Below are 24,304 nucleotides of genomic sequence, written 5' to 3' on the forward strand. Positions count from 1 at the left end.
TGCGTCGCCGTAAGCGCCATCAAAGCTGGCCGTAGGAATGCAGGCCAGACAGGAACATGTTCACGCCCAGGAAGGCGAAACCGGTGATCAGAAGGCCCATCAGCGCCCAATAGGCCGCCATGGTGCCGCGCAGGCCCTTGAGCAGGCGCATGTGCAGCCACGCGGCGTAATTCAGCCAGACGATCAGCGCCCAGGTCTCCTTGGGGTCCCACTGCCAGTAGGCGCCCCAGGCATCCGCCGCCCACAGCGCGCCCAGAATGGTGGCCACCGTGAAGAAGGCAAAGCCGATCGCGATGGCGCGATACATGATGTCGTCCAGCACTTCCAGCGACGGCAGCGCGGCGGCGATGCGGCGGCGTCCCAGCAGGATGGCGCCCACGATCACGGCCCCCACGCCAAAATACAGCATCCACGTAGCGGACAGCCCGTCGGTGCGGAACACCATGGGCTCGGCGCACAGCAGCACGCCCAGGACGAACAGCGGCGCAAGCTTGGCCCAGGATGTGGTCTGCCCATGCTGCTTGATCAGGTAGGCAAAGCCCACCATGGCAGCCAGTGAGAACGTGCCATAACCGATGAAGTTGGCGGGCACGTGCAGCTTCATCCACCAGCTTTTCAGGGCCGGCACCAGCGGCTGAATCTGACCGGCGTCGCGCGTGAACGAATACCAAAGCAGGAACACGACGGCCGACGTCACCACCAACAGCACGAAGCCGCCCAGCGCGCGCGTGGCGTATTTGCGCTCGTAGTACAGATAGAACAGCGCCGTGATCAGCGAGAACAGCACGAAGACTTCGTACAGGTTGCTGACCGGAATATGGCCCAGGTCTGGGCCCATCAGATGGCCTTCGCGCCAACGCACCAGCAAGCCCGTGACGCCGGCAAACACCGCCCCCCAGGTCAGCGCCGTGCCCAGCCACGCGGCGGTGGGACTGACGACGCCGATCCAGTAGCAGACCATGGCCAGCGCGAACAGCGCGCACATCCAGAGAATGGCGGATTGCGACGAGAACAGGTACTTCAGGAAGAACACCTGCTCGGCGCGAGCCAGGTCGTTGCCGTACAGCATCAGCGCCAGCCCCGCCGCGATCGCACAGGCGATCATCAGGTGGCGCAAGGGGCGCCACAACCAGCCCAGCCACGCCAGCGCGGGAACCGTGCCGCACAGAATGATCTTCTCGTAGTAGTCCATTGCGTTGCCGTAGCGGGTCAACGCGAATCCTGCTCCCACGGCCAGCAGCAGGAAGAAGACGATATCGGTCCAGTCGGGCTTGCCGCGCTGCGCGCGGCTGTCGCCGGTTTCGGACAACCCGTCCTGCCAAAGCGTTTCTGGCGACGAGGGATGCGTGGTGGTCGTAGTGGACATAAAAACCTTAAGACCTCTTCTGGCGCAGGAGCGCCTGCTTGAAGCGTTCGAACTCTTGGTTGAAGTCGAGTGTACGCTTCTGGGACGTCATGGCCGCCAGGACGCTGCTGCCGCCGCCTTGCGGCTTGACCCAGATCCAGACGCGGCGGTCTCGAATATAGAACATCGAGAAAACCCCCAGGACCAGCAACAGGCTGCCCAGGTAGACGGTGTTCTTGCCCGGCGTGCGGCTCACCTGGAACACGCTGGCCTGCACATGGTTGAAATCGGCCAGCGACAGAAACACCGGCGCCGGGTAGACGGTCAGGTCGGACAGCGCCGCCACGGCCAGGCGCGACCATACCGCCGCGCGCTCGCCCTCCGGGCCGTCCACAGCCACGGCGGGCTGGCCCGCGCGTTCCCGCGCGATGGCGCGCAGTTCGTTCATGCTGGCGCCGATCAGCCGGATCACGACATCCGCGGCGCGCTCAAGATCCGCGGCCGGCGTGTTGGTCTGCAGAAAGGCGGCGACGGCCTGCAGGCCGCCCGACGCAAAGGTTTCCAGCGCGCGCTCGGCGGCCGTCTGCAGGGGTTGGCGGTCGGTGCCGGACGGGCTGTTGCGCTCCGCGAAGCGCCGTGCCGCCTCCTGGCGCGCGGCCGGATCGGCCAGGGTTGCGCGCAGGCGCATGAATTCGGCGATCGAGCTGTCCTCGTCCGCGGGAATGCGCAGATAGCGGAAGGGCTCGGCCGCATTGTTGCGCACGCCGGCCAAAAACACGCTTGCGCCGTCCAGTTCGACGGGCAGCATGTAGTTCTGGAACTCATGGGCCTGGCCGGCATCGTCGATCAGCTTGTATTCGACGCTGGGCCCCACGTTGCGCAGGTTCTCGTTCTTCTTGCCCGCCGCGCTGCCGGATACCGACGCCACGTGATCCGCGAAGCTCTGGTTCGCGCCCTTAGGGTCGCCACGGGTCAGGTCCTCGACGTTGATCGGGCGCATGGCCGTGATTTCGATTCCCATGCTGCGAGGGCCCGCCGCGGTCTGCGCAGTCAGCTCGCTGGTCTTGCCCACCGTGCCGTCGACGGCGAAGATCGCATCGCCGGACCCCACCAGCGGATAGCCCTTCAGCACGACGGTACTGCCGCCGTCGTCAAAGCTGGACTGATAGACCGTCATGCCCTTGAAGCGCAGCGGCTCGTTCACCTCGATGGTCGAATCGAAGGTCTTGCCCGTATCGGGGTCGGTCACCTCGACTTCGCTGGCGAAGCGGCTGGGCATTCCCGTGGAGTAGTAATCGACGATGAATTTCTTCAGCTTGAGCGTGAAAGGCATCGGCTGCACAAGCGCGCCATCGCCCACCATCACCACGGCCGTGCTGGCCTGGCCGTTCTCGGGCACCAGCACGCTGGCGCGGAAACTCGGGTTGTTGACCGACAGACGGCCGCTTTCCGGCACTTCCGAGATCAGCATGTTTTCGACGATGGGCTGCTTGCCGCCAAACATGACCTGCAGGCGCACCGGCAGCTCGCTGTCGAGCAAGCCGCCGATACAGATGATGACCATGGCCGCGTGGGCGAAAACGTATCCCAGCCGGTTGGCGCTGCCCTTCTTGGCCGCCAGCAGCACGCCGTCCCCGTCCTGGCGTTCGCGCACCGCATAGCCCAGCCGGTCCAACAAGGCCTTCAGGCCGGCCGCGGTCCGCGGCACATCGGTAGGCGCTTCGATTTCCACGCGATGCGGAAAGGCGCGCAGGCTGCCTTCGCGAACGTGCTCGCGGAACGAGCGCGCATCGCGCAACATCTTGGGCGCATTGCGGATCAGGCAGACCGAGGTCGACACGACCAGAAAGCCCATGATCAGCAGAAACCACCAACTGTTGTAGACGTGCCAGATGGAGAACTTGTCGAACACTTCGAACCAGAACGGCCCGAACTGGTCGATGTAGTTGCTGGACGATCGGTTCTGCTGCAGGACCGTACCCACCAGGCTTGCCACGCAGATGAACATCAGCAGGCTGACGGCAAAGCGCATCGAACCCAGGAGTTCAAGGATGTCGCGTGGCAGGCTGCGCAAAGAGGGGCGTGTGTGGGTTCGAGTCGAATTCATGAAAAAAGGGGGGCCGCGCGATCGGCTACCCCCCTCATAGACAGCGCGCGACGGAACAAGGTTCCGTCACGCTCAGGTTGCGTCAACGCGGACCGGCCGCGCACGTTGCAGCCGATCGGCTACCGAAGGCCAGCCGCGTAATCCGACACCGCCTTGATATCGGCATCCGACATGCGGTCCGCGATGGCGTGCATCACGGTGTTCTTGCGATCGCCGCTGCGGAAAAGCTTCAACTGCTCTTCGATATACATGGGGAACTGCCCCGACAGGCGGGGGTACTGGCCGGGAATCCCGGCGCCGTTGGCAGAATGGCATGCCGCGCAGGCAGGAACATTGCGATCGGGCAAACCGCCGCGCCAGATTTTTTGACCTAGCTCAACCAGCTTCTCCTGGCCGGCCGTGGCGGGCTCCTTGAGCGGCTGGATCGCCAGGTACAGCGCGATGTTCTGCATATCGGCCGGCGTCAGGTTCTGCACCATGGCCGTCATCGGGGTGGGATTGCCGCCCGCGCCATTGCGCACGGGCACCTGGGCGCCCTGCTTCACCTGGAAATCGGCCAGTTGCTTGGCCAGATACTCGTGAGGCTGCGCGGCCAGGTTCGGGTTCACCGGGATGGTGCTATTACCCGCCGCGCCGTGACAGGAGGCACAGGCAATGATGCCGCGGCTCGCGTCGCCCTGGTCAAACAGTTGACCGCCCTTGGCGGCATCTGGTTTGGCCGGGCCCGCAGCGCCGTCGGCGGCGAAACTCGTAGCAGAGAGGGCGGAGGCGCCGAGCAACAGCCCGCTCGCAACCAACATCCGGGACAGCACACGCTTCATGAAGACCTCGACGATCACATCGATCAAGGCGCAAAAAGGCGCCCACGCCTGCCCGCACACTCAGGAAAACCGTATCGAACCAGTTTTGCTTGTCCTGCTTGCCCTATTGCTGCGATGCTGCTTCTGGAATGCCCGCAAAGGCCCTGAAACAGCTAAACAGTAAGCAAAAAAGACGGCTCCGCGCACGGGGACCACTGTAGCAAACGCCGGATTATACAATAGGGCTCGAAACCAACCGTATCCAAAGCCATCCGTGTCCCTCCTACATCGCGCCTCCTTCCTCACCTCCGCGGCTCGCCTCGACCAGTTGCCGGCCGCCGGCGCTCCCGAGGTCTGCTTTGTCGGCCGCTCCAACGCCGGTAAATCCACGGCCATCAACGTGCTGTGCAACCAGCGCCGTCTTGCGTTTTCCAGCAAGACGCCGGGCCGCACGCGCCTGATCAATATGTTCGGCTTGCCCGACCCGCTGGATCCGGAAGGCCACATCGGCTTCCTCGTCGACTTGCCCGGCTACGGCTATGCCTCCGTGGCCCGCAACGAGAAAGAAAAATGGGCAGACATACTCGGGGGCTACCTGCGGGACCGCGAATCGCTGGCCGGCATCGTGCTGCTCATCGACATCCGCCGCGGCGTGACCGAACTGGACCGCCGCCTGGCCAACTTCATCGCGCCCACCGGGCGGCCGGTGCTTGCGCTGCTCACCAAGGCCGACAAGCTGCCCTACGGCCAGCGCATGCGCACCGTCTTCTCCGTCCGCAAGGACCTGGCTGATATCGGCGCCCTGCACACCATCCCCTTCTCGGCGCCCGAGCGCATCGGCCTCGAAGAGGCCGGCGAACACATCGAAAATTGGATTTCTCCCAAGGCTGCACCATGAACCCGCAGATCATCACCCCTGACTTTCCGGTTTCCCGCCCCCGCCGCCTGCGGCGCGACGACTTCACCCGCCGCTTGGTGCGCGAGAACGCCCTGACGGTCAATGACCTGATCTATCCCGTCTTCGTGGCCGAAGGCTCCGGCTTGCGGCAAGCCGTGCCTTCCCTCCCCGGCGTGGTCCGCTATTCGCTGGACACGCTGCTGCCCGTGGCCGAAGAATGCGTGGCGCTGGGCATCCCGGTGTTGTCCCTCTTTCCCGCCATCGATCCGGCCGTGAAGACTCCCGATGGCATCGAAGCCACCAACCCCGACGGCCTGATCCCGCGCGTGGTTCGCGAACTGAAGGCGCGCTTTCCGGAACTGGGCGTGCTGTGCGACGTCGCGCTGGATCCGTACACCAGCCATGGCCAGGACGGCGTCATCGATGAAGACGGCTACGTGATCAACGAGCCCACCGTCGAAATCCTGGTGAAGCAGGCGCTGACGCAAGCCGAGGCCGGCGTGGACATGGTGGCGCCCAGCGACATGATGGACGGCCGCATCGGCGCCGTGCGCCGCGCGCTGGAAGCCAACGGCCACATCCATACGCGGATCATGGCGTATTCGGCCAAGTACGCCAGCGCCTTCTACGGCCCGTTCCGCGATGCCGTGGGCTCGGCCACCAATCTGGGCAAGTCCAACAAAATGGCTTACCAGATGGATCCGGGCAACATCGACGAAGCATTGCGCGAAGTGGCTGGCGACTTGCAGGAAGGCGCCGACATGGTCATGGTCAAGCCCGGCATGCCTTACCTGGACGTGCTGCGCCGGGTCAAGGACACGTTCCGCGTGCCTACTTTCGCCTATCAGGTCAGCGGCGAATACGCCATGATCAAGGCGGCCGCGGCCAATGGCTGGCTGGACCACGACAAGGTCATGATGGAAGCGCTGCTGGCCTTCAAGCGCGCGGGGGCCGACGGCATCCTGACGTACTTCGCCATCGAAGCCGCCAAGCTGCTCAAGAACCAGCGCTGACCTCAGGTCTTTAGTGCGTTGGCGCGCACCGGCGGCGCGCCTCGCCTGAGGCCTAACCATGTCCCGCCCAGCACGCAGGCCAGCCCGGCCACGTGCGTCACCGTAACGTGTTCATCCAGGAACAAGGCGGCGAACAGCAGTCCGAAGATCGGCAGCCAGTTGACGAACAGGGCCGCGCGGCTGATGCCCAGCCGCGCGATGCCGGCGTTCCAGACGATGTTGCTCACCCCCGAGGCGATCACCGCCGAGAACATCAGGACCACCCAGGGCCACCACGGCATCTGCCAGGTGCCGGCCTGATAAGACGCCGGCGTCAGCGCGGCATGCGCCACCAGCATCAGCCCGCCAGCCAGATACATGTACCAGAGCATCCCCAGCGGATCCATCATCCGCGACATGCGCTGTATGACCAGCCCTCCGCATACGAACACCAGCACGGCCACGAACACGACCGCGTCGCCCCAGCCGGTCAAGCCGAACCGCGCGCCGCTGCCGGCCACCACCATGCCCACGCCCAGCAGCCCCAGCAGCGCGCCGGAAATACGCACCAGCGTCAGCCGTTCGCGATAGAAAATGGCGGCCAGCAAGGCCGATAAAAGCGGGCTGGTGGCCATGATGAGCGTGCCGTTGGCCGCCGACGAAAACCGCAGCCCCGACACCAGCGCCACCTGGTGCGCGTACACCACCAGGAAACCCGCCAAGGCGACCCAGCCCAGCGCCGCGCGGCCGAGTTTCGGGATGCGCCCGCGGCGCGCCTTGATGATGAGGGTGACGGTGATGAACGCAATGACGATCCGCACGGCGGCCAGCGCCTGGATGTCCATGTGCTGCGTCAGGTATTTGATGGAGACGATGTTCAGGCCCCACGTGGCCATGACGAACATCAATTGAAGATAGATAAGACCTTGCCGGTCCTGGCTTGCGTCAACTGTGGGGGACGTCACGGGCGTCGGCCTGGTGGGAGTTGGAGGCGCCGCCCACGCGGCGCAGCGGACATGGTATCCCGCCCCTGCCCCCGATTCAATGCGCGCCTGGACGCGTTGCGCGCATCAGACGAGCCGCGCCGGCCGGCGCTCCGCGTCCGGTCAGCGGGTCAGTACGCGGTCCAGCGACTCGGTGAAGCGCTTGGCATCCTGAAAGCCGACAACGCGCGCATCGTGGATTTCCTTGCCGCCCGGCTCGAAGAACATGATCCCGGGAGGACCGAACAGGCGGAAGCGCTTGAGCAGCGCGCGGTCGTCGGCATTGTTCGCCGTCACGTCGGCCTGCACCAGCACCATCCCCGCCATGCGTTGCGCGACGCCGGGATCCGTGAAGGTGAAGCGTTCCATCTCGCGGCAGGACACGCACCAGTCGGCATAGAAGTCCAGCATCACCGGCTGGCGGCTTTGCGCCAGCACGGCGTCCAGCTCGGCGTTATTACGCACGCGGGCGAAGTGGACGTCGCCGTTTGCATTCGCCGTGCCCGCCGGCGCCTCGGCGCGAGCCGCCAGATGCGACAGGGGCTGCAACACGTCCCGGCCGCCACTGGCCGCGCCCACGAGCCACGCAGCGGCCGCAAGCGCCAGCAGCAGGCCCAGCCCCTTGCCGAACATGCGCGCGGCGCCTGACCCCTCTGGCAAGGCGTCGAACGCCCGCAGCATGACGGCGGACACCACGGCCAAGAAGGCCCAGCCCGTCATCTGCACCCAGGTGGGCACGACGGGAATCAGCATCCACCAGGCGGTCGCCAGCAACAGCATGCCGAACAGGCGCTTCACGCCATCCATCCACGCGCCCGCCTTGGGCAGCAAGGCGCCCGACGATGCGCCCACGAGCAGCAGTGGCACGCCCATCCCCCACGCCATCGCGAACAAGGCGGAGCCGCCCAGGATCACGTCGCCGGTCTGAGAGATATACAACAGCGCGCCGGCCAGCGGCGCCGCCACACAAGGCCCGACGATCAGCGCCGACAAGGCGCCCATCACCAGCGCGCCCGTGTATCGGCCGCCGGGAACGCGCGAAGACCGGTCGGATAGCCGCGCCTGGATGCCCGAAGGCATCTGGAACGTGAACACGTCGAACATGGCCAGCGCCAGCACGGCCAGCAGGATCGCGAACAGGGTCAGGATCCACGGTGTCTGCAGCCAGGCGGCCAATCCCGCGCCGCTCAGGCCCGCGGCCACGCCCAGCGCCGTGTACACCACCGACATACCCAGCACGTAGGTTGCCGCCAGCGCCAGGCCTCGCCCGCGAGTGGGCCGCTGCTGCGCCGCGCCGCCCAGCACGATCGAAGACAGGATGGGAATCATCGGCAACACACAGGGCGTGAAGGCCAGCAGCAGGCCGAGCACCAGGAATACGCCGGCCGTCTTGATCCAGCCCAGGCCTCCCAGCGCGTCGGCCAAGCCGGTGTCGCCGGCGTTGACCAGGGCGCTCAGGCCGCCCGAAGACGCGGAAGATGCGGAAGACGCCAGGCCCAACCCTGTTCCAGCCAGCGCATACCCGCCCGCCACCGGCGTGAGCTTCACGCTGCTGTCCATCGGGGGGTAGCAGAGCCCCGCATCCGCGCATCCCTGTCCTGTCAGGGTCAGCGTGAAGGGTTGGCTGCCCGCGCCGACCGGCACGCGTATCGCCACATCCTTGTGGAAGACCTCCATGTCCTTCTCGAAGGTCGGGTCGTACTTGACCTCGCCCTTGGGATAGACGGCCTCGCCCAGCGTCGTCGCGCCGGCCGGGTTGACGGCGATCGCGAAGCGCTCACGGTACATGTAGTAGCCGGGCGCCACCCGGTAGCGCAACTCCAGCGTGTCCGGCGACGCCATTTCGGCGCTGAACACAAAGGCTTTCTCGGGTTCCAGGAACTCGGCCTCGGCCCGCGCCGCGGCCTGCCATCCCAGGAACAGCAGAACCATCGCCAGAAACATCAGGCAGGGCCTGATCAGAACGTGTGTCGTGCGGGCTGCGCGCCTGGGCGCTCCAACAGTACCGGCGAGTTGCAACATCAGTCTCTCTTGTTCTGGGTAATGGCCGTTTGTTCGCGTACCCAATCCAGGTATGGCGCCGCGCCGCCGATGACCGGCAACACGATGATCTCGGGCACATCGTAAGGGTGCATTCGCGCCAAAGCCTGCACGACGGCGGCGTGGCGCGCGTAGGTCGTTTTGATGTGGATGGGGATTTCCTCCGCCCCTTCGACCTCTCCGTTCCACATGTAGATGGACAGCCCGGCGGCGCCAAGGTTCACACAGGCCGCCAGCCCGTCTTCCACCAGCACATGCGCAATGCGTTTGGCCAACAGCAGGTCGGGCGCATTGCTGATGACCAGCACGACGTCGTCATCGCGCAACATGGAGCCTCCTTGGGATACCCGCGTGGGATGTAACTCGGGGTATTTTATCGGTATTGCGGCCGCTGCCCGGATCGACCGGACCCGAGCGCGCGCCCCCATCCCATCCGCCCGAGGCACGCATGTCCGACAACTGCCTGTTCTGCCGCATCGCCCGCCATGAAATCCCCGCCCACGTGATCCACGAGGACGAACGCCTGCTGGCCTTCCTGGATATTCAGCCGGTGCGGCCCGGGCACACCCTTATCATCCCCAAACAGCATTACCCGTATTACGAGGACATGCCGGCGGACCTGGCTGGCCACATCCTGAATCTGGGACAGAAACTGGGACGGCACATGAAACGTCTTTATGACGTGGAACGGGTGGGGTTCGCTTTCACTGGCATCCACGTCGCGCATGCGCATGCCCACGTGATCCCCATGCACCACACGCAGGACCTGACGTCCACGCAGTACATCGAGCAGCAGAACCTGACATTCAAGATGCCGCCCCAGCCGCCGCAAGAGGCCTTGGCGGCCACCGCGGCCCAGTTGCGAGGGGAACTGCACGCCTCTTGAACGCAAGCCGGCCAAGGGCGTTCCAGGCCGGCGGCAAGGCAATGCCGCGCCCAAATAAAACAAGGGCGGGTCCGAAGACCCGCCCTTGTCGCTTATCGAGCTGCCGAATTACTCGGCGCTGTCCGCAGCGGCTTCATCGACTTCCGGACGGTCAACCAGCTCCATGAAAGCCATGGGAGCGTTGTCGCCTTGACGGAAGCCCATCTTCAGCACGCGGGTGTAGCCGCCGTTACGGGCCGCATAGCGCGGGCCGATTTCGGCAAACAGCTTCACAACCGCATCGCGATCACGCAGACGGGCAAAAGCCAGACGCTTGTTCGCGAGCGTGGGCTCCTTGCCCAGCGTGATCAGGGGTTCGATGACGCGGCGCAATTCTTTCGCCTTCGGCAGCGTGGTCTTGATTGCTTCGTGGGTGATCAACGAAACAGCCATGTTGCGGAACATGGCAAGACGGTGACTGCTGGTGCGGTTGAGCTTACGCAAGCCATTACCGTGACGCATGATAAGTTTCCTTTGAATCTAAAGAAGGCGTTTCCGCCATCGGGTTGCCGGCTCTTCTATCAACCTGCAATCAGGCCGCGGTCCGGTAGAAAACGGTGCATTTTACGACGATTTCGCAAACCGCCCGGCCGTGAGGCCGGGCGCCGCGGGAGACACCCCTTTCCAGGGGCGGCACCCTTTCAAGCCTTAGGGACGTTCCAGGCCCAGGGGCGGCCAGTTCTCGAGCTTCATGCCCAGAGTCAAGCCACGTGCAGCAAGGACTTCCTTGATTTCGTTGAGCGACTTGCGGCCCAGGTTCGGGGTCTTGAGCAGCTCGTTTTCGGTACGCTGGATCAGGTCGCCGATGTAGTAGATGTTTTCGGCCTTCAGGCAGTTGGCCGAACGCACCGTCAGTTCCAGGTCGTCGACCGGACGCAGCAGCACCGGATCGATCTGCGGCGTGCCGCGGACCGGAGCTTCGTACGAATCGCCAGCGCCTTCCAGGGCGGCGAAGACCGAGATCTGGTCCATCAGGATGCGGGCCGACTGGCGCACCGCTTCCTCGGGCGAAATCACGCCGTTGGTTTCGATGTCCAGCACCAGCTTGTCCAGGTCGGTACGCTGTTCCACGCGGGCGCTTTCAACGGCGTAGCTGACGCGGCGGACCGGGCTGAACGAAGCGTCCAGAACGATGCGGCCGATGGTGTGGGTGCGGTCTTCCGACAGCGCGCGCACGTTGCCCGGCACATAGCCGCGGCCCTTCTCGACCTTGATCTGCATTTCCAGCTTGCCTGCTTCCGTCAGGTTGCAGATGGCATGGCCGGGGTTGATGATCTCGACGTCGTGCGGCAGCTCGATGTCGCTGGCCAGCACGATGCCCGCGCCGGACTTGCGCAGAACCAGAGTCACTTCGTCGCGATTGTGCAGCTTGAAGACCACGCCCTTCAGGTTCAGCAGGATGTCGACGACATCTTCGCGAACGCCCGGAATGGTCGAATATTCGTGCACCACGCCCGTCATCTGGACTTCGGTCGGCGCGTAGCCGGTCATCGAAGACAGCAGGATGCGGCGCAGGGCGTTGCCCAGCGTATGACCGTAGCCACGCTCGAACGGCTCCATCACGATCTTGGCATGGTGCGTGCCGACCGGTTCGACTTCAATGGAGCGCGGCTTCAGGAAACCTTGAGTGGACATTTACTGTGTTCCTTTTCAATACCCTCGGCTCGTTACACCGATAAGGCTGATGGACAGGGTGAAACTTGAAACTCGGGCGGCGCAAAAAAGCTGCCCGATACTTACCGCAAAGCCCGCCCCGCCGAAAGGCGGAAAGCGGGCTGCTGCGGGACGTGCGAACGGGTCGCGAGACCAGCTTGCTGGCGCTTCCGGGAAGGAGGCGCCGGCAGGCGTGATTAACGCGAGTACAGTTCCACGACCATCGATTCGTTGATGTCGCGAGCGACGTCAGCGCGATCGGGGGCCGACTTGAACGTACCGGTCAACTTGGTCGTATCGACTTCCACCCACTGGGGGATGCCGATGCTGGTGGCCAGGTCGAGCGATTCCTTGATACGGCCTTGCTTCTTGGCCTTCTCGCGGATCGAAACGATGTCGCCAGCCTTGACCAGCATCGAAGCGATGTCAGCCGTGTGGCCGTTCAGTTCGATGGCGCGGTGGCTCACCAACTGGCGGGCTTCGGCGCGCGTCGAGCCAAAGCCCATGCGGTAGACGACGTTGTCCAGACGCGATTCCAGCAGCTGGATCAGCGTTTCGCCGGTGTTGCCACGGCGGCGCTCGGCTTCAGCGAAGTACTTGCGGAATTGCTTTTCCAGCACGCCGTACATGCGCTTCAGCTTTTGCTTTTCGCGCAGCTGCAGGCCATAGTCGGAAGTGCGAGCACCCGAAGTGCGGCCGTGTTGGCCAGGCTTGGAATCCAGCTTGCACTTGGAATCCAGCGAGCGGCGGGCGCTCTTCAGGAACAGGTCAGTACCCTCGCGGCGCGAGAGCTTGCATTTGGGTCCAATATAACGTGCCATGTGGATTCCCTTTAGATACGACGACGCTTCGGCGGACGGCAGCCGTTATGCGGAACAGGCGTGATGTCGGCGATGGACGAAATCTTGATGCCCAGCGCGTTCAGCGCGCGGACCGACGATTCACGGCCTGGGCCGGGGCCCTTGATACGCACTTCCAGCGTCTTGATGCCGTACTCCAGCGCGACGCGGCCAGCCGTTTCAGCGGCGACCTGCGCGGCGAACGGGGTCGACTTACGCGAGCCCTTGAAGCCAGCACCGCCCGAAGTGGCCCACGACAGTGCGTTGCCCTGACGGTCGGTGATGGTGATGATGGTGTTGTTGAACGAAGCGTGAACGTGCGCGATGCCGTCCGAGACGTTCTTCTTGACCTTTTTGCGCACGCGCGAAGCGCCGCTGGTGGAAGCTTTCGCCATAATCCAGTTCCTCGATTATTTCTTCAGGGACGCAGCAGCACGACGCGGCCCCTTGCGGGTCCGGGCGTTGGTGCGAGTGCGCTGGCCGCGCACGGGCAAACCGCGCTTGTGACGCATACCGCGGTAGGTTCCCAGGTCGATCAAACGCTTGATCGAGAGCTGTACTTCACGACGCAGGTCGCCTTCAACCGTGAACAAACCAACATGTTCGCGGACGCGTTCCAACTCAGCGTCGTTCAGATCCTTGACCTTTTTGTCAAAGGGTACGTTTGCCGCTTCGCAGATTTTGCGAGCGCGCGTACGACCGATGCCAAAAATGGCGGTCAGGCCGATCTCGGCGTGCTGTTGCGGCGGAATGTTAATGCCAGCAATACGGGCCATGACTGTTCCTTGAATAAATCTGTTGCGTAGTCGCTAACCCGAGTTAGCCTTGACGCTGCTTATGACGCGGGTCGGTGCAGATAACGCGCACTACGCCGTGACGTTTGATAACTTTGCAGTTGCGGCAGATCCGCTTAACCGATGCCATTACTTTCATGGTTGACTCCTAATTTTCCGTAATCCGGTTCCGCTCATTTGGAGCGGAAAACTATCCTGGCTCGCGTCAGATCATAGGGCGTGAGCTCCACTGTGACCTTGTCACCCGGCAGGATCCGGATGTAATGCATACGCATCTTGCCGGAAATATGGCCCAACACCACGTGGCCGTTTTCGAGCTTGACGCGAAATGTCGCGTTCGGGAGGTTCTCAAGAACCTCGCCTTGCATCTGAATGACGTCGTCCTTGGACATTCTTTTGCTTACCGCATCGGCAAACCCGCGCCCTTGAAGTTAGCCTTCTTGAGCAACGAGTCGTACTGGTGAGACATCATGTAGGCCTGAACCTGTGCCATGAAATCCATCGTCACCACCACAATGATCAACAGAGACGTACCACCGAAGTAGAAAGGAACGTTCCAGCGCATCACCAAGAATTCCGGCAACAGGCACACCAACGTGATGTAGATGGCACCTGCGAGCGTCAAACGCATCAGGATCTTGTCGATGTAGCGCGCTGTTTGCTCGCCCGGACGGATGCCCGGAACAAACGCACCACTCTTCTTCAGGTTGTCCGCCGTTTCGCGGCTGTTGAAAACCAGAGCCGTGTAGAAGAAGCAGAAGAAAATAATCGCGACCGAGTACAGCGTGATGTAGAGCGGTTGACGAGGCGACAGGGCCGCAGCCAGGTCGCTAAGCCAGCGCATGTTCTCACTGCTGGAGAACCAGCTTGTGATCGTGGCCGGGAACAGGATGATCGACGACGCGAAGATCGGCGGAATCACCCCAGCCATGTTCAGCTTCAGCGGCAAATGCGAGCTCTGACCACCGTAGACCTTGTTGCCGACCTGACGCTTGGCGTAGTTCACCGTGATCTTGCGCTGTCCGCGTTCCACGAACACCACAAAAGCGGTAACCAGCACCACCAGAGCCACGATGAACAGCGCCGAAAGCACGGACATCGCGTTGGTGCGGACCAGGTCCAACAATGCAGCCAGCGCCGCGGGCAGACCCGCCACGATACCTGCGAAGATCAGGATGGAAATCCCGTTGCCAAGACCGCGTTCCGTGATTTGCTCACCCAGCCACATGACGAACATGGTGCCGGTGACCAAGGTCACGACGGTCGTGAAGCGAAACAGCATGCCCGGATCGATCACCAGTCCCTGTTGGGACTCCAACGCCACCGAAATGCCCACTGCTTGCACCAGCGCCAGCACGACCGTGCCATAGCGGGTGTATTGGGTAATCTTCCGACGTCCGGCTTCGCCCTCTTTCTTGAGCGCTTCCAGAGACGGCACCACCACCGACATCAACTGCATGATGATGGATGCCGAAATGTACGGCATGATCCCCAGGGCAAAAATCGAGAAACGCGAGAGCGCCCCGCCCGAGAACATGTTGAACAGGCCCAGGATCCCGCCCTGGTTCTGACGGAACAAGTCCGCCAGCGCATCCGGATTGATACCCGGTACGGGGATGTGTGTACCCAAACGGTAAACCACCAGGGCGAGCACCAGGAACACAAGACGGCGCTTCAAATCGCCGTACCGTGCTCCGGTTTTGCCCAATGCCTGCGCGTTAGCCACTCGTCACCTCTGATCAGTCAAGCGAGCCGCCCGCGGCCTCGATGGCGGCGCGAGCGCCGGCCGTCGCGGTAATGCCCTTGAGCACGACCTTGCGCGAGAGTTCACCCGACTTGATGACCTTGGCGTAACGAACCGCCTGGCCAATCACGCCAGCCGCCTTCAGCACTTGCACATCGATTTCGTCGATGGGCAGGGCCTGGAGGTCCGACAAAAGAACTTGGGCATACAGGTGTTGACCCAGCGGGGTGAAACCACGCTTGGGCAGGCGACGTTGCAGCGGCATTTGACCGCCTTCGAAGCCAACCTTATGGAAACCGCCCGAGCGCGACTTCTGACCCTTGTGGCCACGGCCGGCGGTTTTACCCAGACCCGAACCGATACCACGGCCGACGCGGCGCTTGGCGTGCTTGCTGCCCTCAGCGGGCTTCAGCGAATTAAGTTGCATATCCGACATGGTGATTCCTTAGGCTTCCGAGACGGAAATAAGATAATCCACCTTACGGATCATCCCACGCACCTCGGGCGTATCGACCAGCACGCGGCTGCTGTTGATGCGACCCAAGCCCAAACCGCGAACCGTATCACGGTGCGATTGCTTGGTACCGATCACCGAGCGCACGAGGGTCACTTTGATCTGCTTCTGAGCCATGATTTACCCCAGGATTTCTTCGACCGACTTGCCGCGCTTGGCAGCAACATCGGCCGGGGTCAGGGAAGCGCGCAGGCCGTTCAACGTGGCGCGAACCATGTTGTAGGGATTGCTCGAGCCCAGGCTCTTGGCAACCACGTTACGCACACCCATCACATCAAAAATAGCGCGCATCGGGCCGCCGGCGATAACGCCAGTACCTTCAGCAGCGGGCGAGATCAGCACGGTAGCGGCGCCATGCTTGCCAACCACGGTGTGGTGGAGCGTGCCGTTCTTCAGAGCAACCTTGAACATGCCGCGACGGGCTTGTTCCATGGCCTTCTGAACGGACACCGGCACTTCACGCGCCTTGCCCTTGCCCATGCCGATGCGGCCATCGCCATCGCCAACCACGGTCAGCGCGGCAAAGCTCATGGTGCGACCACCCTTGACCACTTTGCTCACGCGGTTGACCGCGATCATCTTTTCGCGGAGGCCGTCATCGTTCTCTTTTTCCGCGGCGTTCTTGCCTTGTACTTTAGCCATTTGACAGATCCTCGCTTAGAACTTCAGGCCGGCTTCACGCGCGGCATCGGCCAGCGCTTTCACGCGGCCATGGTAACGAAAGCCCGAGCGATCGAAAGCGACCAGTTCAATACCGGCGGCTTTGGCCTTTTCGGCCACACGCTTGCCGACCAGCGTAGCAGCGGCTTTGTTGCCGCCCTGACCGGTTTGGCCGGCCAGTTGCGCACGCACTTCGGCTTCCACCGTCGAGGCGCTGACCAGAATGCGATCGCCTTCCGGCGAAATGATGTTGGCGTAGATGTGCTGGTTCGAGCGGAAGATCGAGAGGCGGTTGACGCGCAACTCGTTGATCTTCCGGCGGGTCGGAACCGCACGACGCAAACGGGAAACTTTTTTGTCCATGATTCGTCCTTGCGTGCGCCGTTATTTCTTCTTGGTTTCTTTGATGACGACGCGTTCGTCCGAGTAACGCACGCCCTTGCCCTTGTAGGGTTCGGGTTCGCGGTACGCGCGGATTTCAGCGGCCATCTGACCGACGACTTGCTTGTTGGCGCCCTTGATGACGATTTCCGTCTGGGTGGGGCATTCGGCCTTGATACCGGCCGGCAACTGGTGCAAAACGTCGTGCGAGAAACCGAGCTGCAGCTTAACGGCGTCGCCTTGAATCGAGGCGCGGTAACCCACGCCAACCAGATTCAGCTTGCGCTCGAATCCCTTGCTAACGCCGGTAACCATATTGGCCACCAGCGCGCGCACGGTACCCGACATGGCGTTGGCGTGACGCGTTTCGTTGGCGGCGGCAAACGTGAGCTTGCCTTCGTCCAGCGAAACCGTGACGTCGCCAGTCAGGGCTTGGGTCAAGGAACCCAGCGGGCCCTTGACGGTGATCTGATCCTGCTTGATGTCAGCTTCGACACCCTTGGGCAGTTCGACCGGATACTTAGCGATACGTGACATTAGAATTTCTCCTTAGGCCACGTAGCACAGCACTTCGCCGCCGACGCCGTTGGCGCGAGCCTTACGGTCGGTCATGACGCCGCGCGAGGTCGAAACGATAGCCACGCCCAGGCCGTTCATGACCTGAGGAATGCTGGTACGGCCCTTGTAGATACGCAGACCAGGACGCGAGACGCGTTCGATGCGCTCGATGACCGGACGACCTGCGTAGTACTTCAGGGTGATCTCGAGGTCAGGCTTGGCCTGAGTGCCCTTGATTTCAAAGCTGTCGATGTAGCCTTCGTCTTTCAGCACGGCGGCAATAGCCGCCTTCAGCTTCGAGGAGGGCATGCTCACCGTAACTTTGTCCACTTGCTGCGCATTGCGAATGCGGGTCAGCATATCGGCGATGGGATCGCTCATGCTCATATTGTTTCTCCTACCAGCTGGCCTTGGTGATGCCGGGGATTTCGCCCTTCATCGCCATTTCACGCAGTTTGTGGCGCGTCAGGCCGAACTTGCGGAACACACCGCGAGGACGACCGGTGACCACGCAACGGTTACGTTGACGCGTCGGGTTGGCATTGCGCGGCAGCTGTTGCAGCTTGAGCCGAGCTTGGTAACGTTCTTCGTCGGTCTTCGACTGGTCGTCAATGATCGACTTCAACTCAGCGCGCTTGGCAGCGAACTTGTCAGCCAGCTTGGCGCGCTTGATGTCGCGATTGATGAGGGAAAGTTTTGCCACGTCATCAGCCCCTTAGTTACGGAACGGGAAGCTGAAGGCCGTCAACAGCGCCTTGGCTTCTTCGTCGGTCTTCGCGGAGGTGGTGATGCTGATGTTCAGCCCACGCAGCGCGTCGATCTTGTCGTACTCGATTTCGGGGAAAATGATCTGCTCTTTCACCCCGATGTTGTAGTTGCCACGGCCGTCGAACGCACGACCCGAGATCCCGCGGAAGTCGCGCACGCGAGGCAGCGCAACCGCCACCAGGCGATCCAGGAATTCGTACATGCGTTGACCACGCAACGTGACCATGCAACCAATCGGGTAGTTTTCGCGGATCTTGAAACCGGCGATAGCCTTCTTGGTCTTCGTCACGACAGGCTTTTGGCCAGCGATCTTGGTCAGGTCCGACACAGCGTGTTCGATAACCTTCTTATCGGACACCGCTTCCGAGACACCCATGTTCAGGGTGATCTTGGTGATGCGCGGCACTTCCATGACGCTCTTGTAGCCAAACTTGGCCTGCAGGTCGCCAGCGACCTTGCTCTTGTAGAAATCTTGCAAACGAGACATGTCTATCGCCCCTTACGCCTTGGCGCCGACAACGGCACCATTGGAACGGAACACGCGAACCTTGCCGCCGTCGACATCCTTAACGCCCACGCGGTCGCCACGACCGGTTGCGGGGTTGAAGAGCGCCACATTCGAGATGTGGATCGGCATGGTCTTTTCGACAATCCCGCCTGGGTTGTTAGCCATCGGGTTGGCTTTCACGTGCTTCTTGACGACGTTGACGCCTTCGACCAGAACGTGGTCGGCATCAACGCGGGCCAGCACGGTACCGCGACGCTTCTTGTCGCGGCCGGTCAGGACGATGACTTCGTCGCCTTTACGAATGTTGTTCATCGTAGGGCTCCTTACAGCACTTCCGGGGCCAACGACACGATCTTCATGAACTTCTCGGTACGCAGTTCACGCGTAACGGGTCCGAAGATGCGGGTGCCGATGGGCTCCAGCTTGGCGTTGAGCAACACGGCGGCATTGCCACCGAAACGAATCAGCGAACCGTCTTTACGGCGCACGCCCTTGGCGGTACGAACCACCACGGCATTGTAAATTTCGCCTTTCTTGACGCGTCCGCGCGGAGCCGCATCTTTGACGCTCACCTTGATGATGTCGCCGATACCGGCATAACGGCGCTTGGAGCCACCGAGCACCTTAATGCACATGACATGACGCGCACCAGTGTTATCGGCCACATCCAGCGTGGTCTGCATTTGGATCATGATTTTTCCTGTTCCAACTTAACTGGAAATACGGTTTTCCCAACAAGGGAACACTGCAATTCCTGCCAGTTTTGGTCCCGTCAGGTCTGCCGCCCTGCTTTTTTGTCGGCAAGTCCACAACATCTGGACCAGCAACTGGTTGGCAACGCAACGACCCTGGGTTGAAATCCTGCGGGTATTCCCCCCGACGCGCTCACTTAACCTTCGGCTAAGTGAATCGACAATCTGGGAAAGCTGATCATTCTAGCGTGGTTAAATTTTGAGCGCAAGCACTTTGTTGGGTTAGCGCACAAAAGACCACGCCCCCCTGTATGGGGAACGTTTTGCGGGCCATCCGCCCCTATTTTTGGCGGTAAAAGCCCTTCTCCCAGGCATCATGATTTGCCTTGCCGCGGCGGATTTCATCCGTGAACGGCGCGGCCATGAGCACCAGGCGATTCAACCATTTTACAGGAGCGCGGCAAGGGCGCTCGAAGTCCACGAACAACACGGCCCGGAGCCCGCCGGTGTCATTGTGGACCTGGTGGGGGTACAGGTCATCAAACACCACGGCCCGCCCTTCCCGCCAGCTATAGCGCTCGCCACCGACCTCGATCCAGCAACGGTCCGCGGGTTCCGGGACCACCAAGCCAAGATGCAGGCGCAACACGCCGTTGTACGGGCCGGTGTGCAGCGGAATACGCTTGCCCGGTTCAAGGATCGAGAAGAACGCGGTGCGGATGCCGGGAATCTTTTTGAGCGCCCGGGCGGTGGCGGGGCATCGAGCCAGGTTGCGCTGGGAGCGCAGGCCATAACCCATGAAGACGAAGGTCTTCCACTGGTTGTCGGATGTGATCATGCCCACATCCGGGGAGATCTCGTGGAAGGCCGGCAAATGCTGGCGTTCGGAAAGCAGCTCCGCGACCTCGGCCCGAATGGCCGGCGCCTGAGCTTCCAGGGTTGCGATCCATGGAAATTGGCTGTTCTCGAAAATAGGCCGGTCGCCCACCAGCGAGGCCAGCGCGATACGCTGGCGCAACCAATCGACAAAGCGGAAGAAGGCCCGGGAATAGGCACTGGGTTTGCCAGCCGGACTCGCGTCGACGGGTTGCACAATAGGCCTCGGAGATCAGAGCCGGAGATGTCCCATTCTGTCGGTCAGGCCGGGCGCGCGCAAGCATTGCGTGCGTTATTGGCTCCTACCGTCTGGCCGGGATTGGACCTCCCCGGCGTGCGGAAGCTGGTTTAGACTGCCGTGGGCGACAGCGATCGCTACCCACTCCTATTTCGCAAGGAACGACAGGCATGTATGAACAGTTGGCGCTGTATATCGACGGCGAATTCGTCGCCGGTGAGGGCAGGCGCACCCAGGACGTCATCAACCCGGCCACGCTCGAAGTCCTCGGCCAACTGCCTCACGCCACCGAAGCGGATCTGGACCGTGCGCTAGCCGCCGCCCAGCGCGCCTTCGAATCCTGGAAGAAATCCTCGCCCATGGATCGTTCGGCCATCCTGCGCAAGGTGGCCACGCTGTCGCGCGAGCGCGCCAAGGAAATCGGCCGCAACATGACTCTGGACCAGGGCAAGCCGCTGGCCGAGGCCGTGGGCGAGGTCACCTCCTGCGCCGAACACGCCGATTGGCACGCCGAAGAATGCCGCCGCATTTATGGCCGCGTGATCCAGCCGCGCAATCCCGATGTCCGCCAGATCGTCGTGCGCGAACCCATCGGCGTCTGCGCGGCGTTCACGCCCTGGAACTTCCCGTACAACCAGGCCATCCGCAAGATCGCCGCCGCGATCGGCGCCGGCTGCACGGTCGTCCTGAAGGGCCCGGAAGACTCCCCCAGCGCCGTAATGGCGATTGCCCGCATGTTCCATGACGCCGGCCTGCCCAAGGGATGCCTGAACATCGTCTGGGGCGAGCCCGCCAAGATCTCCGACTACCTGATCCGTTCGCCGATCGTGCGCAAGGTGTCGTTCACCGGTTCCGTGCCGGTGGGCAAACAGCTCGCCGCATTGGCCGGCGCGCACATGAAGCGCGTCACCATGGAATTGGGCGGCCACTCGCCCGTGCTGGTATTCGACGACGCCGACATCGATCGCGCCGCCGAGATGCTGGCCAAGTTCAAGGTGCGCAACGCGGGCCAGGTCTGCGTCTCGCCGACCCGCTTCTATGTGCAGAACGGCGCCTACGAGCAATTCCTGGCGCGATTCTCCGACGTGCTGAAGAACATCAAGGTGGGCGACGGCATGGAAGCCGGCACCGACATGGGTCCGCTGGCGCATGAACGCCGCGTGCCCGCCATGAGCGCGTTCATCGATGACGCCAAGAAGCACGGCGGCAAGGTGGTGGTCGGCGGCGGCCCTCTGGACCGCAAGGGCTTCTTCTTCGCCCCCACGGTCGTGACGGATCTTCCCGACAACTCCATGCTGATGACCGAAGAGCCCTTCGGTCCGGTCGCGCCCGTCGTCCGGTTTGCCGACACCGACGAAGTGCTGCGTCGCGCCAACAGCCTGCCGTTCGGTCTGTCTTCGTACGTGTTCACGAATTCGCTCAAGACGGCGACCAAGGTCTCCAACGGTCTCGAGGCCGGCATGGTCAACATCAACCATTTCGGCAGCGCCCTGGCTGAAACGCCCTTTGGCGGCATCAAGGACAGCGGCATCGGCAGCGAAGGCGGCACCGAAACGTTCGAAGGCTATCTGGTCACGAAGTTCATTACGCACATCTGATCAGTGCAGCCCGTCGGAGCAAAAGAAACCCCGCAAGGGGTTTTTTTTCGCCTGCCGCCCGCGCACGGATGCCTGCGTGCGTTTCATGATGCTGTCATCGGCATCGGGGAGTATTGCGCCTCGCTGACAGGCTCCTGACTCCGTACCGGGGAGACGGCCGCCTGGCAAAAATACTCCAGGAATCGAACGCGCAATGACACCCCTTTTCCGTTTTGCCCGCACGGCGGGCGCCGCGGCGCTCGTGGCGATGCTGGCCGCTTGCGGCGGCGACAACGATGACGACAAGAGCCCAGTCGCCGAGACGCCTCCCACGGAGACGCCCGCCCAGCCGCCCGCCCCGGTGCAGGTCGCGTTCATGCCCGACATCCACTTTCACGACGTCTATGCCGACTTCAAGGACGGGTCGTTCCCGGGGATTCCCAATCCCAAGGCCGGCGACAACGCCACGATCCGGACGATGTACGCGCAACTGACATCGACACGCTTGTTCAACGAGAACTACTTTGCCTTCCTGGCCGCGCTGGACGATGCCGTGGCGCGCGGGGTGAAGTACATCGCGCTGCCTGGCGACTTCTCGGATGATGGCCAGCCCGTGCACATGCGCGACCTGGTCAAGATCATGGACGACTACTCGAAGAAGCATGGCATCCAGTTCTTCGCGGCCCCGGGCAATCACGACCCCAATCGTCCGTTCAACCAGGCCGCTGGCAAAAGCGACTACCTGGGCCTGGATCCGACGACCGGCGTGATCGGGTTCTCGCAGCCCATCTACAGCCGCGGCGGCAATGCCGCGTGCAGCACCCCCTATGGCGGCGACTGGGCCCGCATCGGCAATACGTATTGCACCGAAGAGGTGCTGCACATGGGCTACGCCGGCATCACCGACGCGCTCAAGCAGCATGGCTTCATGCCGCAGCCGCAGAACGTCTACTACGAAACCCCGTACAGCACCTACAAGTACGAGGACTACGACCACGGCACCGCGCTTGCGCAGGCCAACTGGACAAACCGCCAATACGAAATCTGCGCCGAAGGGACCGGCGGCCCCGGCAAGCCGGCTCACTACACCCTGTGCAAAATGGTTCCGGACACGTCGTATGTCGTGGAACCCGTGAAGGGCGTGTGGCTGGTCGGCCTGGACGCCAACGTCTATGTGCCCACTGGCATCGGCGCAAATGACTTCACGGGCTCGGGCGACCAGGGCTACAACAAGATGCTCACGCACAAGGCGCACGTCATCAAGTGGCTGGCCGACGTCGTGGCCCGCGGCAAGGCGCAAGGCAAGCAGGTCATTGCCTTCAGCCACTTCCCGATGTCGGAGTTCTTCAACGGCGCATCGGACGACATCGAGGCGCTGCTGGGCGTCAACAAGATGCAGATGGTCCGCCGTCCCGCCGAAAATACGACCCGTGCGCTGGCGCAAACCGGTTTGAAAGTGCACGTGGGCGGCCACATGCATTTCAATGACATGGCGCTGCGCAATTATGGCGGTGACAACGCGCTCTTCAATATCCAGGCGCCTTCCATGGCGGCTTATGTGCCCGCCTACAAGCTCATGACGCTGCAAAGCGCCGACAAGATCGAAGTGCAGACCATCCGGCTCGACAAGGTGCCACGCTTTGACGAACTGTTCGATCTCTATCGCGCCGAGAACGCCTATGACGTGCCGCCCCGCTGGGATGTATCGATCCTGGACGCCACGGACTACGGCGACTTCACGTATCGCTACATGAGTGAACTGGTGCGCCTGCGCCTGCTCAATGACGATTGGCGCTGCGAAATGCGCGAACTGGTGAAGAGCCCCTTGACCGGCGCCGATCTGCTGACGTTCTCGCAGCTTCAGACGACCGTCACGCTCAAGGAATTGGCGAACACCGGCGACCGGAACAATCTGACCCCGGCATTCTTCGCGTGCCTCGCGGATGGCGGCGGAAGCGGCGCCAGCAACGCGGCCTATGCCGGCAACGTGGCCGACGCGCAGGCCCGCGCGCAAGCCCTGGCCCAGGCCAACGGCATGCAACTGGCGGACTTCGCGCAGTGGAAGGCATTGGAGCTGGCAGGCGACTTCGTGCGCTTGGCCAACGCCGGCGACCTGGCGTTCGCGGACATTCCCGCCCAGCGCGCCAACCAATACAAGCTGCTGGCCCAGGCCCTGAGCCAGACCAATGCTGCGGTGCAGATGAGCGGCGGCAGCGTCAGCAATGCCACCACGCCGGCCGACCTGTTCAAGGCTCGCTTCAAGCCGTTGATGGCGATCATGCTCAAGCTGGCGGCCGGCGCGCCTTCGGAGCATATCCGCCTGGACCTGACGACCAACAGCATCGTCAACCTGTCGAACCAGCCCTCGCCGTTCTAGACCCGGTGCGCCCATCCCGGCGCGCTGACGGCCCA

31 protein-coding genes are annotated in these 24,304 nt (G+C 62.7%); 6 read left to right on the forward strand and 25 right to left on the reverse strand.

The features are described 5' to 3' along the window. Positions 1 to 19: 19 nt before the first annotated feature. From ccsB to ASE30_RS19360, 3 genes are all read right to left on the reverse strand, one after another. A complete protein-coding gene (ccsB, locus tag ASE30_RS19350; RefSeq protein ID WP_057285868.1) occupies positions 20 to 1,366 on the reverse strand; it encodes a c-type cytochrome biogenesis protein CcsB in 1,347 nt (448 codons plus the stop codon). Between the two features lie 7 nt (positions 1,367 to 1,373). Then, the gene (locus tag ASE30_RS19355; RefSeq protein ID WP_057285869.1) at positions 1,374 to 3,452 is read right to left on the reverse strand and encodes a cytochrome c biogenesis protein ResB; all 2,079 of its coding nucleotides are present in this window, start codon (positions 3,450 to 3,452) and stop codon (positions 1,374 to 1,376) included. A gap of 119 nt (positions 3,453 to 3,571) precedes the next feature. After that, positions 3,572 to 4,273 carry a c-type cytochrome gene (locus tag ASE30_RS19360; protein ID WP_156407706.1) on the reverse strand — a complete coding sequence of 234 codons (702 nt, stop codon included), beginning with the start codon at positions 4,271 to 4,273 and terminating at the stop codon, positions 3,572 to 3,574. On the opposite strand from ASE30_RS19360, the gene ASE30_RS29035 reads away from it, so the two are divergent. The 3 genes from ASE30_RS29035 to hemB all read left to right on the forward strand — a co-directional run bounded on the left by ASE30_RS29035 (position 4,272) and on the right by hemB (position 6,163). Beyond that, on the forward strand, positions 4,272 to 4,436 hold the full coding sequence (locus ASE30_RS29035; RefSeq protein WP_156407707.1) for a hypothetical protein: 165 nt from the start codon (positions 4,272 to 4,274) through the stop codon (positions 4,434 to 4,436). The two genes, ASE30_RS19360 and ASE30_RS29035, sit on opposite strands and share 2 nt — an antisense overlap. 90 nt (positions 4,437 to 4,526) lie before the next feature. Then, positions 4,527 to 5,150: a ribosome biogenesis GTP-binding protein YihA/YsxC gene (gene yihA / locus ASE30_RS19365; RefSeq protein ID WP_057285870.1), complete on the forward strand. Its 624-nt coding sequence runs from the start codon at positions 4,527 to 4,529 to the stop codon at positions 5,148 to 5,150. Beyond that, on the forward strand, positions 5,147 to 6,163 hold the full coding sequence (gene hemB / locus ASE30_RS19370) for a porphobilinogen synthase (RefSeq protein WP_057285871.1): 1,017 nt from the start codon (positions 5,147 to 5,149) through the stop codon (positions 6,161 to 6,163). Before yihA ends, hemB begins: the two co-directional genes overlap by 4 nt. A gap of 2 nt (positions 6,164 to 6,165) precedes the next feature. Here hemB and ASE30_RS19375 read toward each other — a convergent pair whose 3' ends face one another. The 3 genes from ASE30_RS19375 to cutA all read right to left on the reverse strand — a co-directional run bounded on the left by ASE30_RS19375 (position 6,166) and on the right by cutA (position 9,494). Next, on the reverse strand, positions 6,166 to 7,047 hold the full coding sequence (locus ASE30_RS19375; protein WP_057285872.1) for a DMT family transporter: 882 nt from the start codon (positions 7,045 to 7,047) through the stop codon (positions 6,166 to 6,168). 201 nt (positions 7,048 to 7,248) lie between these two features. Continuing rightward, positions 7,249 to 9,069 (reverse strand): protein-disulfide reductase DsbD, encoded by a 1,821-nt coding sequence (gene dsbD, locus ASE30_RS19380; protein ID WP_235515288.1) that lies wholly within the window; start codon positions 9,067 to 9,069, stop codon positions 7,249 to 7,251. Positions 9,070 to 9,146: 77 nt separating this feature from the next. Further along, positions 9,147 to 9,494 carry a divalent-cation tolerance protein CutA gene (gene cutA, locus ASE30_RS19385; RefSeq protein WP_057285874.1) on the reverse strand — a complete coding sequence of 116 codons (348 nt, stop codon included), beginning with the start codon at positions 9,492 to 9,494 and terminating at the stop codon, positions 9,147 to 9,149. A 119-nt stretch (positions 9,495 to 9,613) separates the two neighbouring features. Here cutA and ASE30_RS19390 point away from each other — a divergent pair, with 119 nt between their 5' ends. Continuing rightward, positions 9,614 to 10,051 carry an HIT family protein gene (locus ASE30_RS19390; protein WP_057285875.1) on the forward strand — a complete coding sequence of 146 codons (438 nt, stop codon included), beginning with the start codon at positions 9,614 to 9,616 and terminating at the stop codon, positions 10,049 to 10,051. A gap of 108 nt (positions 10,052 to 10,159) precedes the next feature. On the opposite strand, the gene rplQ is transcribed toward ASE30_RS19390, so the two are convergent. The 19 genes from rplQ to ASE30_RS19480 all read right to left on the reverse strand — a co-directional run bounded on the left by rplQ (position 10,160) and on the right by ASE30_RS19480 (position 20,294). Continuing rightward, a complete protein-coding gene (gene rplQ, locus ASE30_RS19395; RefSeq protein ID WP_006216513.1) occupies positions 10,160 to 10,552 on the reverse strand; it encodes a 50S ribosomal protein L17 in 393 nt (130 codons plus the stop codon). Positions 10,553 to 10,738: 186 nt separating this feature from the next. Beyond that, positions 10,739 to 11,725, reverse strand: a complete 987-nt coding sequence (gene rpoA, locus ASE30_RS19400) for a DNA-directed RNA polymerase subunit alpha (protein ID WP_057285876.1) — start codon at positions 11,723 to 11,725, stop codon at positions 10,739 to 10,741. Positions 11,726 to 11,940: 215 nt separating this feature from the next. Next, on the reverse strand, positions 11,941 to 12,564 hold the full coding sequence (rpsD, locus tag ASE30_RS19405) for a 30S ribosomal protein S4 (RefSeq protein WP_057285877.1): 624 nt from the start codon (positions 12,562 to 12,564) through the stop codon (positions 11,941 to 11,943). Positions 12,565 to 12,575: 11 nt separating this feature from the next. Next, positions 12,576 to 12,977 (reverse strand): 30S ribosomal protein S11, encoded by a 402-nt coding sequence (rpsK, locus tag ASE30_RS19410; RefSeq protein WP_006216516.1) that lies wholly within the window; start codon positions 12,975 to 12,977, stop codon positions 12,576 to 12,578. Positions 12,978 to 12,992: 15 nt separating this feature from the next. After that, positions 12,993 to 13,358, reverse strand: a complete 366-nt coding sequence (rpsM, locus tag ASE30_RS19415; protein WP_006216517.1) for a 30S ribosomal protein S13 — start codon at positions 13,356 to 13,358, stop codon at positions 12,993 to 12,995. Positions 13,359 to 13,401: 43 nt separating this feature from the next. Beyond that, positions 13,402 to 13,515: a 50S ribosomal protein L36 gene (rpmJ, locus tag ASE30_RS28620; RefSeq protein WP_003806928.1), complete on the reverse strand. Its 114-nt coding sequence runs from the start codon at positions 13,513 to 13,515 to the stop codon at positions 13,402 to 13,404. Positions 13,516 to 13,549: 34 nt separating this feature from the next. After that, positions 13,550 to 13,768, reverse strand: a complete 219-nt coding sequence (gene infA / locus ASE30_RS19420) for a translation initiation factor IF-1 (RefSeq protein ID WP_003806927.1) — start codon at positions 13,766 to 13,768, stop codon at positions 13,550 to 13,552. Between the two features lie 8 nt (positions 13,769 to 13,776). Beyond that, positions 13,777 to 15,102: a preprotein translocase subunit SecY gene (gene secY / locus ASE30_RS19425; RefSeq protein ID WP_025136326.1), complete on the reverse strand. Its 1,326-nt coding sequence runs from the start codon at positions 15,100 to 15,102 to the stop codon at positions 13,777 to 13,779. A 13-nt stretch (positions 15,103 to 15,115) separates the two neighbouring features. After that, entirely contained in the window at positions 15,116 to 15,556 is a 441-nt protein-coding gene (gene rplO / locus ASE30_RS19430) for a 50S ribosomal protein L15 (RefSeq protein WP_082601639.1), read from the reverse strand. Between the two features lie 9 nt (positions 15,557 to 15,565). After that, positions 15,566 to 15,751, reverse strand: a complete 186-nt coding sequence (gene rpmD / locus ASE30_RS19435; protein ID WP_042795919.1) for a 50S ribosomal protein L30 — start codon at positions 15,749 to 15,751, stop codon at positions 15,566 to 15,568. A gap of 3 nt (positions 15,752 to 15,754) precedes the next feature. Further along, positions 15,755 to 16,276, reverse strand: coding sequence for a 30S ribosomal protein S5 (gene rpsE, locus ASE30_RS19440; RefSeq protein ID WP_057285878.1), 522 nt, complete (start codon positions 16,274 to 16,276; stop codon positions 15,755 to 15,757). Between the two features lie 15 nt (positions 16,277 to 16,291). Next, entirely contained in the window at positions 16,292 to 16,657 is a 366-nt protein-coding gene (gene rplR, locus ASE30_RS19445) for a 50S ribosomal protein L18 (protein WP_057285879.1), read from the reverse strand. Between the two features lie 21 nt (positions 16,658 to 16,678). Next, positions 16,679 to 17,212 (reverse strand): 50S ribosomal protein L6, encoded by a 534-nt coding sequence (gene rplF / locus ASE30_RS19450; protein ID WP_057285880.1) that lies wholly within the window; start codon positions 17,210 to 17,212, stop codon positions 16,679 to 16,681. A gap of 12 nt (positions 17,213 to 17,224) precedes the next feature. After that, entirely contained in the window at positions 17,225 to 17,620 is a 396-nt protein-coding gene (rpsH, locus tag ASE30_RS19455; RefSeq protein WP_057285881.1) for a 30S ribosomal protein S8, read from the reverse strand. Positions 17,621 to 17,630: 10 nt separating this feature from the next. Further along, positions 17,631 to 17,936, reverse strand: a complete 306-nt coding sequence (rpsN, locus tag ASE30_RS19460) for a 30S ribosomal protein S14 (protein WP_006227037.1) — start codon at positions 17,934 to 17,936, stop codon at positions 17,631 to 17,633. A gap of 12 nt (positions 17,937 to 17,948) precedes the next feature. Next, positions 17,949 to 18,488 (reverse strand): 50S ribosomal protein L5, encoded by a 540-nt coding sequence (gene rplE, locus ASE30_RS19465; protein WP_006216529.1) that lies wholly within the window; start codon positions 18,486 to 18,488, stop codon positions 17,949 to 17,951. Between the two features lie 12 nt (positions 18,489 to 18,500). Further along, on the reverse strand, positions 18,501 to 18,821 hold the full coding sequence (gene rplX / locus ASE30_RS19470; RefSeq protein WP_057285882.1) for a 50S ribosomal protein L24: 321 nt from the start codon (positions 18,819 to 18,821) through the stop codon (positions 18,501 to 18,503). 11 nt (positions 18,822 to 18,832) lie between these two features. Beyond that, positions 18,833 to 19,201 (reverse strand): 50S ribosomal protein L14, encoded by a 369-nt coding sequence (gene rplN, locus ASE30_RS19475; RefSeq protein ID WP_006216531.1) that lies wholly within the window; start codon positions 19,199 to 19,201, stop codon positions 18,833 to 18,835. A 340-nt stretch (positions 19,202 to 19,541) separates the two neighbouring features. Beyond that, positions 19,542 to 20,294, reverse strand: a complete 753-nt coding sequence (locus ASE30_RS19480) for an aspartyl/asparaginyl beta-hydroxylase domain-containing protein (protein WP_057285883.1) — start codon at positions 20,292 to 20,294, stop codon at positions 19,542 to 19,544. A gap of 191 nt (positions 20,295 to 20,485) precedes the next feature. Between ASE30_RS19480 and ASE30_RS19485 the strand changes: the two genes are divergently transcribed. After that, the gene (locus tag ASE30_RS19485) at positions 20,486 to 21,913 is read left to right on the forward strand and encodes an NAD-dependent succinate-semialdehyde dehydrogenase (protein ID WP_057285884.1); all 1,428 of its coding nucleotides are present in this window, start codon (positions 20,486 to 20,488) and stop codon (positions 21,911 to 21,913) included. A 193-nt stretch (positions 21,914 to 22,106) separates the two neighbouring features. Continuing rightward, on the forward strand, positions 22,107 to 24,269 hold the full coding sequence (locus ASE30_RS19490) for a metallophosphoesterase (RefSeq protein WP_057285885.1): 2,163 nt from the start codon (positions 22,107 to 22,109) through the stop codon (positions 24,267 to 24,269). The last annotated feature ends 35 nt before the right edge of the window (positions 24,270 to 24,304 follow it).

This window comes from Achromobacter sp. Root83 (assembly GCF_001428845.1).
Taxonomy (GTDB): domain Bacteria; phylum Pseudomonadota; class Gammaproteobacteria; order Burkholderiales; family Burkholderiaceae_B; genus Achromobacter.

Coding starts and splice junctions, on each gene's coding strand:
- ASE30_RS19375 (WP_057285872.1), bottom strand. CDS start 7,047: ATGTTCGTCATGGCCACGTGGGGCCTGAACATCGTCTCCATCAAATAC.
- rpsH (WP_057285881.1), bottom strand. CDS start 17,620: ATGAGCATGAGCGATCCCATCGCCGATATGCTGACCCGCATTCGCAAT.
- rplQ (WP_006216513.1), bottom strand. CDS start 10,552: ATGCGTCACGGTAATGGCTTGCGTAAGCTCAACCGCACCAGCAGTCAC.
- rpmJ (WP_003806928.1), bottom strand. CDS start 13,515: ATGAAAGTAATGGCATCGGTTAAGCGGATCTGCCGCAACTGCAAAGTT.
- cutA (WP_057285874.1), bottom strand. CDS start 9,494: ATGTTGCGCGATGACGACGTCGTGCTGGTCATCAGCAATGCGCCCGAC.
- rplR (WP_057285879.1), bottom strand. CDS start 16,657: ATGGACAAAAAAGTTTCCCGTTTGCGTCGTGCGGTTCCGACCCGCCGG.
- rpsE (WP_057285878.1), bottom strand. CDS start 16,276: ATGGCTAAAGTACAAGGCAAGAACGCCGCGGAAAAAGAGAACGATGAC.
- rpsK (WP_006216516.1), bottom strand. CDS start 12,977: ATGGCGAAAGCTTCCACCAGCGGCGCTTCGCGCGTGCGCAAAAAGGTC.
- rplO (WP_082601639.1), bottom strand. CDS start 15,556: ATGTCGGATATGCAACTTAATTCGCTGAAGCCCGCTGAGGGCAGCAAG.
- ASE30_RS19390 (WP_057285875.1), top strand. CDS start 9,614: ATGTCCGACAACTGCCTGTTCTGCCGCATCGCCCGCCATGAAATCCCC.
- rpsD (WP_057285877.1), bottom strand. CDS start 12,564: ATGGCACGTTATATTGGACCCAAATGCAAGCTCTCGCGCCGCGAGGGT.
- rpmD (WP_042795919.1), bottom strand. CDS start 15,751: ATGGCTCAGAAGCAGATCAAAGTGACCCTCGTGCGCTCGGTGATCGGT.
- dsbD (WP_235515288.1), bottom strand. CDS start 9,069: ATGTTTCTGGCGATGGTTCTGCTGTTCCTGGGATGGCAGGCCGCGGCG.
- rplF (WP_057285880.1), bottom strand. CDS start 17,212: ATGTCACGTATCGCTAAGTATCCGGTCGAACTGCCCAAGGGTGTCGAA.
- rpoA (WP_057285876.1), bottom strand. CDS start 11,725: ATGTCCACTCAAGGTTTCCTGAAGCCGCGCTCCATTGAAGTCGAACCG.
- rpsM (WP_006216517.1), bottom strand. CDS start 13,358: ATGGCCCGTATTGCTGGCATTAACATTCCGCCGCAACAGCACGCCGAG.
- rplN (WP_006216531.1), bottom strand. CDS start 19,201: ATGATCCAAATGCAGACCACGCTGGATGTGGCCGATAACACTGGTGCG.
- ASE30_RS29035 (WP_156407707.1), top strand. CDS start 4,272: ATGAAGACCTCGACGATCACATCGATCAAGGCGCAAAAAGGCGCCCAC.
- rplX (WP_057285882.1), bottom strand. CDS start 18,821: ATGAACAACATTCGTAAAGGCGACGAAGTCATCGTCCTGACCGGCCGC.
- ASE30_RS19355 (WP_057285869.1), bottom strand. CDS start 3,452: ATGAATTCGACTCGAACCCACACACGCCCCTCTTTGCGCAGCCTGCCA.
- infA (WP_003806927.1), bottom strand. CDS start 13,768: ATGTCCAAGGACGACGTCATTCAGATGCAAGGCGAGGTTCTTGAGAAC.
- hemB (WP_057285871.1), top strand. CDS start 5,147: ATGAACCCGCAGATCATCACCCCTGACTTTCCGGTTTCCCGCCCCCGC.
- rplE (WP_006216529.1), bottom strand. CDS start 18,488: ATGTCTCGTTTGCAAGATTTCTACAAGAGCAAGGTCGCTGGCGACCTG.
- ASE30_RS19360 (WP_156407706.1), bottom strand. CDS start 4,273: ATGAAGCGTGTGCTGTCCCGGATGTTGGTTGCGAGCGGGCTGTTGCTC.
- ccsB (WP_057285868.1), bottom strand. CDS start 1,366: ATGTCCACTACGACCACCACGCATCCCTCGTCGCCAGAAACGCTTTGG.
- ASE30_RS19485 (WP_057285884.1), top strand. CDS start 20,486: ATGTATGAACAGTTGGCGCTGTATATCGACGGCGAATTCGTCGCCGGT.
- ASE30_RS19490 (WP_057285885.1), top strand. CDS start 22,107: ATGACACCCCTTTTCCGTTTTGCCCGCACGGCGGGCGCCGCGGCGCTC.